Annotated in this window: 9 protein-coding genes and 1 tRNA gene; 3 read left to right on the forward strand and 7 right to left on the reverse strand. The window is 49.0% G+C overall.

Annotated features, from left to right (window positions below; genetic code table 11):
* Positions 1-23 precede the first annotated feature (23 nt).
* Genes JQN73_RS16985 through hsdR form a run of 3 tightly spaced genes read right to left on the reverse strand, consistent with a single transcriptional unit; the run spans position 24 to position 5,697 of the window.
* Positions 24-1,787, reverse strand: coding sequence for a restriction endonuclease subunit S (locus JQN73_RS16985; protein WP_205320090.1), 1,764 nt, complete (start codon positions 1,785-1,787; stop codon positions 24-26).
* Positions 1,784-3,259, reverse strand: a complete 1,476-nt coding sequence (locus JQN73_RS16990) for a class I SAM-dependent DNA methyltransferase (protein WP_205320092.1) — start codon at positions 3,257-3,259, stop codon at positions 1,784-1,786. The genes JQN73_RS16985 and JQN73_RS16990 overlap by 4 nt, the downstream gene beginning before the upstream one ends.
* A 44-nt stretch (positions 3,260-3,303) precedes the next feature.
* Positions 3,304-5,697, reverse strand: a complete 2,394-nt coding sequence (gene hsdR, locus JQN73_RS16995) for an EcoAI/FtnUII family type I restriction enzme subunit R (protein WP_205320093.1) — start codon at positions 5,695-5,697, stop codon at positions 3,304-3,306.
* A gap of 952 nt (positions 5,698-6,649) precedes the next feature.
* Here hsdR and JQN73_RS17000 point away from each other — a divergent pair.
* Together JQN73_RS17000 and JQN73_RS17005 are read left to right on the forward strand one after the other, a co-directional pair.
* On the forward strand, positions 6,650-7,564 hold the full coding sequence (locus JQN73_RS17000) for a hypothetical protein (protein WP_205320094.1): 915 nt from the start codon (positions 6,650-6,652) through the stop codon (positions 7,562-7,564).
* Between the two features lie 567 nt (positions 7,565-8,131).
* Positions 8,132-8,770 (forward strand): Rha family transcriptional regulator, encoded by a 639-nt coding sequence (locus tag JQN73_RS17005; protein ID WP_205320096.1) that lies wholly within the window; start codon positions 8,132-8,134, stop codon positions 8,768-8,770.
* Between the two features lie 331 nt (positions 8,771-9,101).
* Here JQN73_RS17005 and JQN73_RS17010 read toward each other — a convergent pair whose 3' ends face one another.
* From JQN73_RS17010 to JQN73_RS17025, 4 genes are all read right to left on the reverse strand, one after another.
* Positions 9,102-9,371 carry a hypothetical protein gene (locus tag JQN73_RS17010; protein WP_205320098.1) on the reverse strand — a complete coding sequence of 90 codons (270 nt, stop codon included), beginning with the start codon at positions 9,369-9,371 and terminating at the stop codon, positions 9,102-9,104.
* A gap of 306 nt (positions 9,372-9,677) precedes the next feature.
* On the reverse strand, positions 9,678-10,358 hold the full coding sequence (locus tag JQN73_RS17015; protein ID WP_205323426.1) for an SOS response-associated peptidase: 681 nt from the start codon (positions 10,356-10,358) through the stop codon (positions 9,678-9,680).
* 524 nt (positions 10,359-10,882) lie between these two features.
* Positions 10,883-10,958 (reverse strand) — tRNA-Asn (locus JQN73_RS17020).
* 128 nt (positions 10,959-11,086) lie between these two features.
* Positions 11,087-12,304, reverse strand: a complete 1,218-nt coding sequence (locus tag JQN73_RS17025; protein WP_205320100.1) for an amino acid aminotransferase — start codon at positions 12,302-12,304, stop codon at positions 11,087-11,089.
* A gap of 289 nt (positions 12,305-12,593) precedes the next feature.
* Between JQN73_RS17025 and uvrB the strand changes: the two genes are divergently transcribed.
* Positions 12,594-14,687 carry an excinuclease ABC subunit UvrB gene (gene uvrB, locus JQN73_RS17030; RefSeq protein WP_240162308.1) on the forward strand — a complete coding sequence of 698 codons (2,094 nt, stop codon included), beginning with the start codon at positions 12,594-12,596 and terminating at the stop codon, positions 14,685-14,687.
* Positions 14,688-14,723 lie beyond the last annotated feature (36 nt).

Consider the following 14,723-nt stretch of genomic DNA (forward strand, 5'->3'; position numbering starts at 1 on the left):
GAATTAAATGTTGAATTCGTTTATTACGCCACGGCTTGTTCGACCATGACGTCTGCTATTTTTTGTTGTAGCTGATTGGTTGCGGTGATGCGGGATTTTAGTTGGTCGCAGAGTGTCAACAGTTCATCGATTTTGGTGACGATGCGTAGTTGTTCGGCAAGGCTTAACAATGGAATTATCAGCGATCCAATATGACTCTGATTAACCGTTTTTTGGCCTGCTGTTGTAATAAACAAGTCTTTAATTTTATTACGAACAAGCTGTGAAGCACCAAGTGATGCAAGAAATCTGGGATTCATTATGCTTTGTTCGACTCTCATGCGGATAAAATGGTCACAATAAATCCCATCAAATTTTTCCTCGCACGCAATAAATCTACCAACCAAATCGGCGCTTCCATTTACACGAACAACCAAGATATCGCCCGTCGATAGCCGATATTTATCGATCGTATTTGACGAAATTAAAAGTTCTCTGGGTTCATCAAGTGAAATTCGGCGATTTTTGATGTCAGCTAAACGTAATACCACGACCGACTTTCCATCCGAATCACCGCGGCTTGATGCCCCATTCTGAAATTCCGGCATTAAATCTTCTAACCTTACCCATTCCCATTCATCAGGCAACCGAAATTGCTTTTCATCATTAGATATCGGCTTTTCTTTTTTGATTTGACCTAACGGAATCGACTTACTTTTCTCTGACTTAAGCCTGGCAAGTAGCTCACTAGCCGGCTCATCTTTAAGATCTTGCGGCACAAGTTTACCCATCACCGCCAATTGCAACAAAGTTTGCTTGAGGGCATCGATGCTGGCTTCGGTGGTGAACAAAGTATCGAAATGCGCGGCGATACGTTGCCAGTTGGCGCTGAAATCTTCAGCGTTTTGCGATAGTGTAAGTGTGCCAAGCAGGTGGCTCACGAGTTTTTCGTGGGCTTCGGCGGCGTCGATGTGTTGGGCTTCCAGTTGGTCGCACAACGCCATCAGTTCATCGACCTTGGCGACGATGCGGTGCTGTTCTGCAAGCGGAGGCAGCGGGAATGGATTAGACTCAACAAACTCTTTTGGCAATCTTTTCTGACCAGCAGTACCAGTCATTCTTGTCTCACCGACCAGCAAAAATTGTGGCGACTTCAAATAAGCCAAGACATAGCGAGGGGCGAGAGTTGTACTGACTGGCCTCACAATATGTAATTCTGTCGTCCCAGCGCCTACCCCATTCAGTAAACCAGAAAAAACACATGCTTTACTGTTTTCAAAACACGGCGTTATTTTTGCAACCCCAATATCACCCTCTGCAAAATGGGTGAACCCTTGCTTTATTTCTTTCCAAAGACGAGTCTCTTGATCGTGTAAAGAATTAAATCTTACGTCAATCATCGTCATTGTTACGAACGACGCAGGCGAATTATCTTCCGCATTATTTCTAGGGTTAACTAGCGATACAGACGCCAGTGTTGTCCATTCCCATCCTTGCGCCAATACAAACGGTCTTTCTTCCTCGGTTATCGGTGGCCGTAGTTTGTCTTTCTTGATTTTTCCGTCAACAATCAACTTATTTTTCTCAACCTGTATTTGCTTGAGCAATACACAGGCCGGTTCGTCATTAGCATCTTGCGGCACCAGCTTCCCACGCACGGCAAGCTCCAGTATCAACTCCCGCAGCTTCCTAATCCCATACACACTCCCAGCATTACTCGAAGCGCGACCACGCCCAGATTTTTTACCACTATCGGCAGCAGACCAGATATCAATATGCTCGGTCAACAACTGCTGAATACCGCTCAAGACGCCACCCCACGTTGCAGCGCTTCTCCCAGAATGCCTTTCAACTGCCCGCGCAATGCGGCAATATCCTTCTGCATCGCATCGTACTGCGCCAGCAACAAATCAGGGTCGTGAATTTCTTGTTCACCGATATGTGGATTCTTGCAGTCAAGGTTGTAGTTACGCGCCTTGATATCTTCTATGCTGACTTTCCACGCTTGTTCATTTTCTACGCGGTGTTTGAAGCCGTCTTTTTCTTCCCCCCACCATGCCGCCTCTACATCAAATTCAGCGATCTTCATCGGCTTGGTTTTGCTGTAGCTTTTAACGCCGGGTGGGTACGGGTGTTCATAAAACCAGATGTGTTGCGTCGGTGCGCCTTTGCTAAAAAATAGCAAATTGGTTTTGATGCCGGTGTACGGTGCAAACACGCCGTTCGGCAGACGTACGATAGTGTGCAGATTACATTCAGTGAGCAACTTTTCTTTGATACGGGTTTTGATACCTTCGCCAAACAGAAAACCATCCGGCAACACCAGCGCGGCACGGCCATTCGCTTTCAGCAATTGCATGATTAGCACCAGAAACAGATCGGCCGTTTCACGGGTGCGAAATGCTGCCGGGAAGTTGGTTTCAATCCCGTCTTCTTCCATGCCGCCAAAAGGGGGATTGGTAATGACCACATCGACGCGTTGTTTTGGTCCCCAACTGATTAATGGATAGGACAGGGTATTGTCATGGCGAATATTGATCGGCACATCGATGCCGTGCAGGATCATGTTGGTAGTGCAGAGCAAATGCGGTAATGGCTTTTTCTCGATGCCTAATATACTGGCTTGCAATTGCACTTCGTCATCCACCGTTTTGACATCCTGGGCGCGGATGTGTTCGATTGAGCAAGATAGAAAGCCACCGGTACCGCAGGCAGGGTCCATCACCTTTTCACCGAGGCGCGGGTTGCTCATGCGCACCATGAATTCAGTCACCGCACGCGGTGTATAAAATTCACCCGCATTGCCTGCCGCTTGCAAATCGCGTAGCAATTGCTCATACATATCGCCGAATAAATGTCGTTCTTGTCCCTTGTTAAAGTCAATCCCTTCCTCAAGCTTGTTGACTACTTGTCGGATCAATTGACCGGATTTCATGTAGTTATACGCATCTTCAAACACCGAGCGGATGACAAAGGCGCGCTGATCGCCACCTTTGGCCTCTAACTGCTGCAAAGCAGGGAACAGATCGTTATCCAGAAACTGCTTTAATGCATCGCCGGTCATGCCTTCTGCGTTTGCGGCCCAGTTGCGCCAGCGGTATTGTTCTGGCAACGGCGATTGGTAATTGTCTTGCAGCAGTTCCCATTCACTCTCGCGGTCGTCAAAAATTTTAAGGAATAACATCCAGACAAGTTGGCTAAGGCGCTGGGCGTCGCCATCGACCCCAACGTCTTTGCGCATGATGTCTTGGATGGATTTGATAGTAGAAGAAATACTCATAATGCGGACAACTTTTCGGTAAAGGTAAATGTGAACGTAAATCGTTATGCGTAGAGATTTTTCTCTAGTTCATACAGTGCGGCTACGTAGGCTGGCTTGCCGCCAAAGGCTGAGACCAACTCGCTGGCGGTGCCCATATTTTTGAACGGATCGAGGGTGAGAATTTTGATGTCTTCAATGTTTTCAATGCCGGTATCGGCGTATTTTTCCAGTAGTGTTTCCAGGACTTTGCGGGCTTGCTCGCCGTATTTTACAAAATAATTGCGCTTCTTTACATTTTCGGCGCGTTCACGACGCGTTAATGGTGGCTGATCAAACGCCACATGGCAGATCAAATCGAATGCATCAAAATCTTTTCCCACTTCTTCGGCTAGAGGTTGCAGCAGCACGCCGTGTTCTTCTAGCTCACGCAAGATGGCGGCCTTGCGCTCGGCTTTGCTCCAGCGCAGTAAAAATTGATCGAGTGAGGAGTAATCTTTACGCACTGTCTTACGGGTGTAATCCTTGATGGATTCGGTGATCAGTTTACCGTCCGGGCCGTAATATTGCACGCGCTGGGCAACGACATACACCGTCACATCGGCCAATACATATTTGACGCGACCTGCGCCGGGTGCGTCACCGCCAAAAATATCTTCATCCGTCCCCGATGGTGTGACGCCAGTATCTTCTGCGCCTGGTGGTATTGGATTGCCGTTTTCATCAAAAATAACTTCCTGCTCATCGTCATCTGGCGGCACTGGTGATTCATCCACTTTGGGTGCATAAATCATGACTGGCTCGCCGTCAAAGTCCGGGTCAGCAAAAAGCTCGGTCGCTTTTTTGAAATCCATGATGGTGAACCAGAACTTGTCGTAATCTTCATTGATGCGCGTTCCGCGCCCGATGATTTGCTTGAATTCGGTCATCGATTTGATGTGTTGATCCAGTACGATCAGTTTGCAGGTTTGTGCATCGACACCCGTCGTCATCAACTTGGAAGTGGTGGCGATTACCGGATAACGTTCTTCTGGGTTAATAAAGTTGTCCAGCTCGGCCTTGCCTTCTATCTCATCGCCGGTAATACGCATCACATATTTGCGGTTTTCTTTGACGCGCTCGGGATTCAGGTTGACCAAAGCCTGGCGCATGCGTTCGGCGTGATCGATGTCATCACAAAATACGATGGTCTTGGCGTAGGGATCGGTGGTGGTGAGAAATTCGGTAATTTTTCTGGCGACTAATTCGGTGCGCTTTTCTAACACCAACTTGCGATCCATATCAATCTGGTTGTAAACACGGTCCTCAATCAGCAGACCATGCTTGTCGACTTGCCCTTTGTCAGGACGCCATCCTTGCACGTCTTTGTCGATGTCGATGCGCACAACCTTATACGGAGCAAGAAAGCCATCTTCAATGCCTTGTCTCAACGTGTAGGTGTACACCGGATCGCCAAAGTAATAGATGCTGGAGACTTCTTTGGTTTCTTTCGGCGTGGCCGTTAAGCCTATGTGCGTAGCGGAAGAAAAATACGCCAGAATGGCGCGCCACGCGGAATCCTCCGCCGCGCTGCCGCGATGACATTCGTCGATCACAATCAAGTCGAAAAAGTCGGGGGAGAACTGCTTGTATATATTCTGTTCTTCTTCGTTGCCGGTGACGGCCTGATACAGCGACAAGTAAATTTCGTAACTCTTGTCTATCTGACGCTTGCTGATTTTGGTCATCGCTGCACCAAACGGCTTGAAATCATTGTTTTTGGTCTGATCAACCAGGATATTGCGGTCAGCTAAAAACAGGATGCGTTTTTTGGTTTTGGATTTCCACAAGCGCCAGATGATCTGGAATGCCGTGTAGGTCTTACCGGTGCCGGTAGCCATTACCAGCAAAATGCGTTGCTGCGCTTTTGCGACGGCCTCGATTGTATTGTTGATGGCGTTAGTTTGGTAATAACGCGGAGCGCGGCCTCCGCCGTCATCGTAATACGACATTTCCACAGCTCGACGGGCGTCGGATGTTTCTAGCCCTTTCCACTGACAGTAGCGCTGCCACAGTTCCGCGGGTGAGGGGAAAGCATCCAAGGCCAGTTCCTGCTCGGTCTTTTCAGCCAGCCCAGTACGGTCATGCATCAGGAAAGCATCGCCATTGGAGCTAAACACAAACGGTATGCCGAGGGTTTCGGCATAGTTCAAAGCTTGTTGCATACCAGCCCCGACGCTTTGACCGTTTTCCTTAGCTTCGATGACTGCCAGCGGGATATTTGGCTTGTAATACAGGATGTAATCTGCGCGCTTTTGTTCACCACGCGTATGCAGTTTGCCGCGCACAATTACGCGCCCCTTGGTAAAGCTCACTTCCTCGCGAATCTGAGTATGCAGATCCCAACCTGCGGCTGTCACGGCCGGTGTGATGTACTTGGTGCAGATGTCGCGTTCGGAAAGGCTTCTTTTGTCAGCCATAGTGAAGAATGTCCTCGTGTGTATCAGGGCAGTTGGCTTGCTTGGATAGGTGGCATCACTTTACTGATTGCAGCAGTTTATCTTATAGGAGGAGCAGAATACTGATGTATTCATACGTTATCGAGATGTTATAGGTATGAACTAGTTGAGGATTCGGACAGTCCCATCTCGCAGGCTGGCTCAGTATGGAGGAGCTGTATTTTGGGAGGAGTATTAGACACTGTCTAAAAGGAAAAACGAAAAGGGCCTGCAATTGCTTGCAGGCCCTTATGTATTCTGGCTCCCCGACCTGGACTCGAACCAGGGACCTGCAGATTAACAGTTTTGTTAAACCCTTGATTTAATTGATTATTGGCTCGCTTCGCTCGTCACGCTTCGCCAAGAGTCGCCAAATTTTCACGTTCTAACTTTTTCGAGGGGGCTGAGCAGACTTTGTATCTACTTTTAAAGAGTTCGATAGATTGCAGAACCCTTATCACAATAATGTCAAATATATACTGTGTATTTTCACAGTATGCGTAGTATAATGCCAAAAGCCGCATCTCAATATATAGTTGAGTGCGGCGTTCGAGACACTGCATCCAGTAAATGCGTGTCATTATTGCAATAAGGCCAACCTTTCAGTTCACCTTAAGGACAGACCGAGATTATAGCCATCTGCTCAGTATGGGCAAGGGTTGTTACAATTTCGAAAATAAGAGGATTGAGGGGGAGGCATTTTTATAAGTGATTTGAATATATGGCCCTTAAGCCGACAACCAAAGAAATGCCAATAAGCGCGAAGACTGGACGAATCGTTACTAAGGAGTTTGCTAAGGCCCATCCAGCCACTACGGTGATTATGAATGTGCATATAGCAAAACCAAGTAAAGCTAAAAAGTAAGTGTAAGGCCCCTTTTTGGGGCCTTTTCTTTTTAACTTATTAGATACGTACAGTTCATGAGGCGGTTATATGAGAATTGAAGGAAAAGTAATAAGGGCATTGACTAAGATTCTTGCTTTTACGGGCAGGCATCCCATAATTAGATTCACGTTCGATGCAACAGATATGGTTCCTGAAACATGGACCAAACTCGGATTCAACGAAACCTTGGAGCAGAATCAGACATTGATCCCTGCGGGCATCGCTAAGGTCTCCGCATTCAATGCCCGGGGAAAGGAAACTGTCCGAAGGGATTTGCCCAAGGTCCCCATGTCTTACCCCTCATTTCGAACTTGGAAAGACTGGCATGGGAAAGAGCACAGCGGAATACAATACCGGACCATGGATATCTATCCTCGCGAATATGTCCAGGCTCCATCTGAATTCTTTTTAGTGCTCGGCCATGATCGAGATATGAGAATTTGCACTCGTGAAATTAATATGCTGGTAGAGAGTGAGGAGAGCGTGTTACATCTGGCAAATCTCATGCTCGAATGTTTTGGCGTATTTGAAATAATAGATGCTAATACCGGAGTTAAAATCGGAACTAAGCTCAAAAATCTTCAGTGGGAAATTTTGCCTGCAGGGCAATATCCCTGGAGAAAAGCCGGCCCTATCGTAGCCAATAATACGAAGTCACTCGATGATTCAGGTAAGGAGCTTATTCGGTATCGAATGAGCACTATTGCGGGTTTTCAACCTGGATTTCTTGCCATTGGTAAGGGCGGTTTTAATGCTTACTTTGTATATGGATTTGAAGATAAGGGCATTTATTTGCTTGAGAGCGGTTATCTCAATAATGCAACCTACGTTTTCAAACAGGATTGGGAGAAGCTATCTCAATTGACGAAGAATGAAATTATCAATGGTGAGCTTCCGCATATTAGGATTATTCACGATCGACACTGGCTCCGAAATGTTGGCAGAACGATTCGGAGTGCCTAATTTCTGACCGTGGACCAGAGCCCTGAGATCGATTTTTTAAACTTCCGTCAATTTCGGGGAGCGACTGGACATTCGTTATGTCTAGTTATCTTATTTTCCTGGTGGAAAATTCGATTTAAGTCGCTATGGTGGACGTTCGCTATCCTGGAACGATAAAAGCTCCGGCTTATTCTCTTTTAAGCCTAGTGCATTTCACTGCTAATAAGCGTTGCGGGATTACAGGCATTTCTCGCGCAGCAGCAGCCATCGTCACATTTGATGAACACAGCTTTCAGGAGGTGAATCCATTGCCATCACCAAATGTGAACTACAATTGACAAGCAGCGAAGACCCGGCGTATATTCCGGTTAAGTGCTTAAGAACACGAATAAGAGCGGAATGTCACCCCGTCAGTCAGTGGCATTTTTTACGTCTATAGCTTCTCTATGGGCGCGGTGGAGCAGAAATACAAGACCCGCAAGGGGAATACTGCTCGCTTGGCTCTTTACAAGTTCTTAACACTCGCGCCCACCAATTCGCTTAAGAACGGATTGTTGGACTTTCATAAGTCTCAAAGAGGAGCACTTCATGGCTAATTTCCCCTCCATCGCCGCCATTCCGTTCGTCCCGAACTTAACGGTCGTCTCGGGCAAAATCACCGCAACCAGTTCGCAAGTAGCGAAACATTTTCATAAACGTCACGACAAGGTACTCAGCGCAATTGCGTTTTTAAAAGAAGATTGCCCCCAAGATTGGCATGACCTCAACTTTGAGGAGACGTTAACTGAGGTAGCAATCGGTCAGGGTGCCACTCGTAAAGAGCGTACATTTCAGATCGCCAGAGACGGCTTTACTTTATTGACGATGGGTTTCACCGGCAAAAAAGCGCTGCAATGTAAACGGGCCTACATCGACGCATTCAATCGCATGGAAGCGGGGCTGGCATCGCCCCCTAATCCACTCGCGCCTTCGCATTCCGCATTAAAAAGCCGTATCAACCGCCATGCGTGGTCGTTATCAAAAGGTATGTACGCGCAGTTTAAAACCGCCATGCTGGAAAGTGCCATCCCTTTTGATGCAACCTATCCGGTCGAAAAATGGAAGCCAAAATACGCGCAAAAAGAAGCCCTGATCGATATTGAATGCGTCGCGCATTTGATGGACAAGTTTAGCCAGCGCCTGCGTGAGGAAAGCAGGGCACTCGCCAGCCAATTTGGTGAAGATTAGGCTGAGATTTCCGCCTGCATGCACTCGGCTGACGCCAAGGTTTGTACGGAGGAAAAAAGCGATGAAAACTCAGCCCATTACTGCACCCGCGTAACCGCGTCTTATGCAAGCGTTTCGCACCGGGCGACTTAACCACGGTGGGTTTTGGCACCACGGAGGGTGTCGCTATAGAGGAATGACGACGCCGGTGAAAGCCGTGCAACGGGACTTATACGACGCCCCAAGTTTGAGCAGCTTAGCGACGCGCGCTCATGGGCGCTCATGGGCGATCATAAAAAATTCTAGTCCCAGCGCCAAGGGTTTTTATGGATGATACCAATAGGAGAAAAGGTTATTCCACGAGCGAGGCCGCATAGAGGAGACCGCCTTTAAACTGGGAACGTGTGGGGTTTGCCACTGAAGCGAACAGCCTTAGCTTTGATCGCAATGCCTCGCGGCTTTCTTTCGGATCACTATCTATGGCCAGCAAAAAACAATCGCAAGCCTCTTTTATCATCGCCTGCAGTTCCGTCGCTACATTTTGCTCTGATGCTCGGTCCGCTATACGTTGCACTTTAGATGCATAAAAGGTAATCAAGAGTTGTTCGTAAGGCGCTGACATTTGTCTCTCCCGTATTTGATGCCCGCTGCTTAGGCATATTTTTATAAAAAATTGTCAGGGGATGATCACCGATAACGCAAGGCAACGCCATAGGGAAAAAAATGATTTGATATAAGGTTAAACCTGATGTTAACAAACCGTACGCTGGCGAAGCGCGTGGGCATGGAGTAGAAAACGCTCGGTGGCCATCGGCTCACATACTTTTTATTGACCGAGAACGCAGGGACGTTTGGTGCTGCGTTTCAGCTTGAAGTACAAGACTGGGTTATTACGATCATGAGCCTGAATGCGCCGGTCGCTAAATAATTAGTTATCGATTGCCTCGATCATATGCGGATCACTTTGACCAGCCTTGTTCACATCAGTTGACACTTTGAACCATTCGAAATACTCTGGTCCTAGGGCCATCTGACGCGCTATCTCTTCGGCCTGAGCGGGCGATAGACTGTTGTCCATCCACAGCGCCGCGTCACTGGCTGTGAGCACCACCGGCCTGCGGTCGTGGATATCAACCATACCGCCCTCGGCTGCAGCAGTCACGATGACGAAGCCGGAACCGGGTTGAATTTCTTTATTTGGCCGCATGTCTGTCATCGCGGCCATGAAAACAGGTTGATCTGACTTCAGCTTAATATACCAAGGCTGCTTATGCCCCTTTTCGCCGGTCCACTCGTACCATCCGTCCGCAGGCACGATCGACCGGCCCGAGCGGAACATGCCTCGAAACATCGGACCTGTCGCGGCCTTTTCGAGGCGGGAGTTGATCATTAACGGAATTTTTCTGTCGACTGCCCATTGCGGGCGGTATCCCCACGGTACAGAGTCAATATTGTTTTTACCATCCAGTTGATGCATCAGGAGAGGGCTACTTCCGGGTGGCACATTCCAACTGGGTGCCCAGTCATATTTACGATAATCAGCATTAACCCAGCCCATTTCTTTGGCATAAGCAATCGCTGCTCTGGTTTGAGTAATTCGTCCGCACATACGTTTAGTATAAACGAATGTTTTGAATGTTCCGCAGATAGGCCGCGCCCACCCAGTGACCGAAACGACCGGCCTGCGCGTTAGCTCTGGCGGTGTCGAAAATTCTGGGCCGACTGCAGGTTTCGTAAGGAGAAAGGTGCGCAACTGGTGCCGCCATAAATATATCTATTCGAAACCACTGCCTGGGGATGCTCCATTCGTTAATCCATTTGGAAATATCTGTTCAACGTGCGGCAGGTGCTTTGCGGAAAATTGATTGGAACCTATGTTTGTTTATATGCACTCTTTGGGGTGGTGTCTGTGATTCGAACACACGACCGACCCATTAAGAATTCTATGGCTCTAAATATTTATTCGGAATTTATTGGCGAACTTTTGGCACGAGATGAAAATGAATGTTGGGCTATAGGTTTTAAATGGTCGAACGACCGTATTTTGGAAGGAGTATTAGACAACTGTCTAACAAACAGTCTAAAAGGACAAACGAAAAGGGCCTGCAATTGCTTGCAGGCCCTTATGTATTCTGGCTCCCCGACCTGGACTCGAACCAGGGACCTGCGGATTAACAGTCCGTCGCTCTACCAACTGAGCTATCAGGGAAAAGAAAGAAGCAGAATTATAGTCTCGAAACATTCATACTGTCAAACATTTCGTCATTTAATTTGCAATCTTTTTCGGTCGAAAACGTTTTAAAACCAACATCGTCTTCGTCCTAAAGAGCCGCTATATTAAAGGACTTTTGCGATTGACGCTACAACATAATCAATATTTTTTGTATTTAATGCAGCAACACAAATACGGCCGGTATCGATGGTGTGAATTGAGAACTCATCGCGCAGTTTTTCTACCTGTGCTTTAGTGAGGCCGGTGTATGAAAACATGCCGCGCTGTTTGGTGACGAAGCTGAAGTCGTGCTCTGGTGCTTGTTCTTTCAATTTCTTGGCGAGCAGTTCACGCATTTCGCGGATGCGGACGCGCATCCCAGCTAGTTCTTCTTCCCACAATGCACGCAGCTCTGGCGATGCGAGGGCTGTAGCGACTACCTGACCGCCGTGAATCGGTGGGTTGGAGTAGTTGGTGCGGATGACGCGCTTGAGTTGCGACATGATGCGACCGGCTTCTTCTGCGGTGGTGGCGACGATGCTTAATGCACCCACGCGTTCGCCGTACAGTGAGAACGACTTGGAGAACGAGTTCGAAATGAACAGCGGGCCGCCAGCGTCAGTGAAGCGACGAACGACTTCGCCGTCTGCGTCAATGCCATCGCCAAAACCTTGATAGGCCATATCCAGAAAAGGTACCAGGCCGTTTTGAGTGACGACTTGAATGACTTCGGTCCATTGGTCGCTGGTGAGGTCGGCGCCGGTTGGGTTGTGGCAGCAAGCGTGGAGTAGCACGATTGATCCGCGTGGCATTGTCTTCAATGCGCCGAGCATGGCCGCGAAGTTGACGCCGCGGGTTGCAGGGTCGTAGTACGGATAGTTGTTGACGGTGAAGCCAGCGAACTCAAACAGGGCACGATGGTTTTCCCAGCTTGGATCGCTGATCCAGACTTGCGTGTTGTCTGCTGAAAAGCGTTTCAGAAAATCTGCGCCGAGCTTTAGTGCGCCGGTGCCGCCGATGGCTTGCACGGTGATGGCGCGCTTCTCTTGAATGACGGCGCTGTTGGCCCCAAATACCAGTTCTTGCACAGCTTTATCGTATGCGGCCAGACCGTCGATAGGCAGGTAAGTGCGTGGCGACAGCTTTTCTATCAGTTGCGCTTCGGCTTTGCGTACGCATTGCAGTAGCGGCACTTTGCTATCGTCATCGGAGTAGACGCCAACGCCGAGGTTGATTTTGTTCGGATTTTTGTCAGAATTAAATCCATCGGTGACGCCAAGGATAGGATCGCGTGGCGCCATTTCGATGGCAGTAAAGAGGGAGGCTGAAAGGGGAGCGTTCATCGTGATAACATTAAAAGTTGGCTGCTAACAGTATGTCTGCAGCTTAGGAGTTTGCCGGACTGTGGGAGTCGGCTACAAAATGACCTGAGAGGTGCCTGTTTCACCAGCTTCTCAACCAATAGCTAAGAGCTCGCTATTGGCGCTGCGAATCCGGCAAAATCTGTCCTCGCCCAGCCCATTTCTCGCTTCGACGCCCATAGTCCGACGGACTCCAGGTTAAATGCTGTGCCGGATCAACATCGACTCGGCGCGAAATTAATACCGCTTATTCTACCAAAGGTCGAAGCCCATGGCTGACAAATCACAAGTTACAACCGTTACGAACAAGATCGATGAGTCTAAAATCGTGACGTTTCCCGATTCACCGTTCAAATTGTTCCAGCCCTTTTTGCCAGCGGGCGATCAGCCAGCGGCGATTGATAAGTTGTCTGAGGGCATTGAAGACGGCCTGTTTTATCAGACTTTGCTGGGCGTAACCGGCTCGGGCAAGACTTATACGATGGCGAACGTGATTGCCCGGATGGGGCGACCGGCGATCATTTTTGCGCCGAACAAGACGTTGGCGGCGCAACTATATAGTGAGTTCCGGGAATTTTTTCCGCAGAACGCGGTGGAATATTTTGTGAGTTATTACGATTATTACCAGCCGGAGGCCTACGTGCCGCAGCGCGACTTGTTCATTGAGAAAGATTCCTCCATCAATGAGCACATTGAGCAAATGCGATTGTCTTGCACAAAATCGTTAATGGAACGACGCGATGTTGTGATTGTTGCAACCGTTTCGGCGATTTACGGTATCGGTAATCCGAGCGAATACCATCAGATGATTTTGACCTTGCGGGTCCGCGACAAGGTGAGTCAGCGTGATTTGATTGCGCGCTTGATCCAGATGCAATACACCCGCAATGAGATCGATTTTGGGCGCGGCACTTTCCGCGTGCGGGGCGATACGGTGGATGTGTTTCCGGCTGAGCATGCGGAGTTGGCGCTGCGGATCGAGATGTTCGATGACGAGATTGATAGTCTGCAACTATTTGATCCGCTGACCGGGCGCGTGAAACAAAAAATTCCGCGTTTTACGATTTATCCGGGTTCGCATTATGTGACGCCACGCGGGACGGTGTTGCGGGCCATTGAGACCATCAAGGATGAGTTGCGCGAGCGACTGGATTTCTTCCGTCGGGAAAACAAGCTGATCGAAGAGCAGCGCATCGAGCAGCGCACGCGCTTTGATCTGGAAATGATGCAGGAAATTGGCTTCACTAAAGGGATTGAGAACTACTCTCGTCATTTGAGCGGGGCTAAAGCAGGGGAGCCGCCGCCGACATTAGTTGATTATTTGCCAAAAGATGCGTTGATGTTTCTGGATGAGTCGCACGTGCTGATCGGACAACTGAACGGGATGTATAACGGCGACCGCGCCCGCAAAACCAATCTGGTGGACTACGGATTTAGGTTGCCGTCGGCGCTGGACAATCGGCCGCTGCGCTTTGATGAGTTCGAGGGAAAGATGCGGCAGACGATTTTTGTGTCGGCGACACCGGCCGATTACGAAAATCAGCACGCCGATCAGGTGGTGGAACAGGTGGTGCGCCCGACTGGTTTGGTCGATCCGTTGATTGAGGTGCGTCCGGCGTTGAGCCAGGTCGACGATCTGATGACGGAAGCGAACGCTCGCATCAAGAAAAACGAGCGGGTACTGGTGACTACGCTGACCAAGCGTATGGCGGAGCAATTGACTGACTTCTTGAGTGATAACGGTATCAAGGTGCGTTATCTGCACAGTGATATTGAAACGGTCGAGCGCGTCGAAATTATTCGCGATCTGCGTTTGGGCACGTTTGATGTGTTGGTTGGGATTAACTTGTTGCGTGAGGGGTTGGATATTCCTGAGGTGTCCTTGGTGGCGATTCTGGATGCGGACAAGGAGGGCTTTTTGCGTTCCGAGCGAAGCCTCATTCAAACTATTGGTCGTGCTGCCCGTAATCTGAATGGTACGGCAATCCTGTATGCGGATCGGATGACGGATTCAATGCGCAGGGCGATCGATGAGACCGAGCGGCGGCGTGCCAAGCAGGTGGCTTTCAATCTGGAAAACGGCATTACGCCGGTTGGGATTCGGAAGGAAATTCGCGATTTGATTGATGGTGTCTATAGTGCTCAGGGCGCGCGGGAAGAGTTGCATGCGGCGCAAGATCGCGTGAAATATGAGTCGATGAGCGAGAAGCAGATGAGCAAGGAAATCAAGCGACTTGAGAAGCAGATGAGCGACCATGCGAAAAATCTGGAATTTGAAAAGGCGGCGCAAGTGCGTGATCAGATGCATCAATTGAAGCAGCAATTGTTCGGTGCGCCGGGAGTGGATAACGTGGTGCCGTCCTGATTGGTCGTCGATTGGTATTGGTAGTGGTGTTGGTGG

The sequence above is a fragment of the Glaciimonas sp. PAMC28666 genome (genome assembly GCF_016917355.1).
Lineage (GTDB): Bacteria > Pseudomonadota > Gammaproteobacteria > Burkholderiales > Burkholderiaceae_D > Glaciimonas.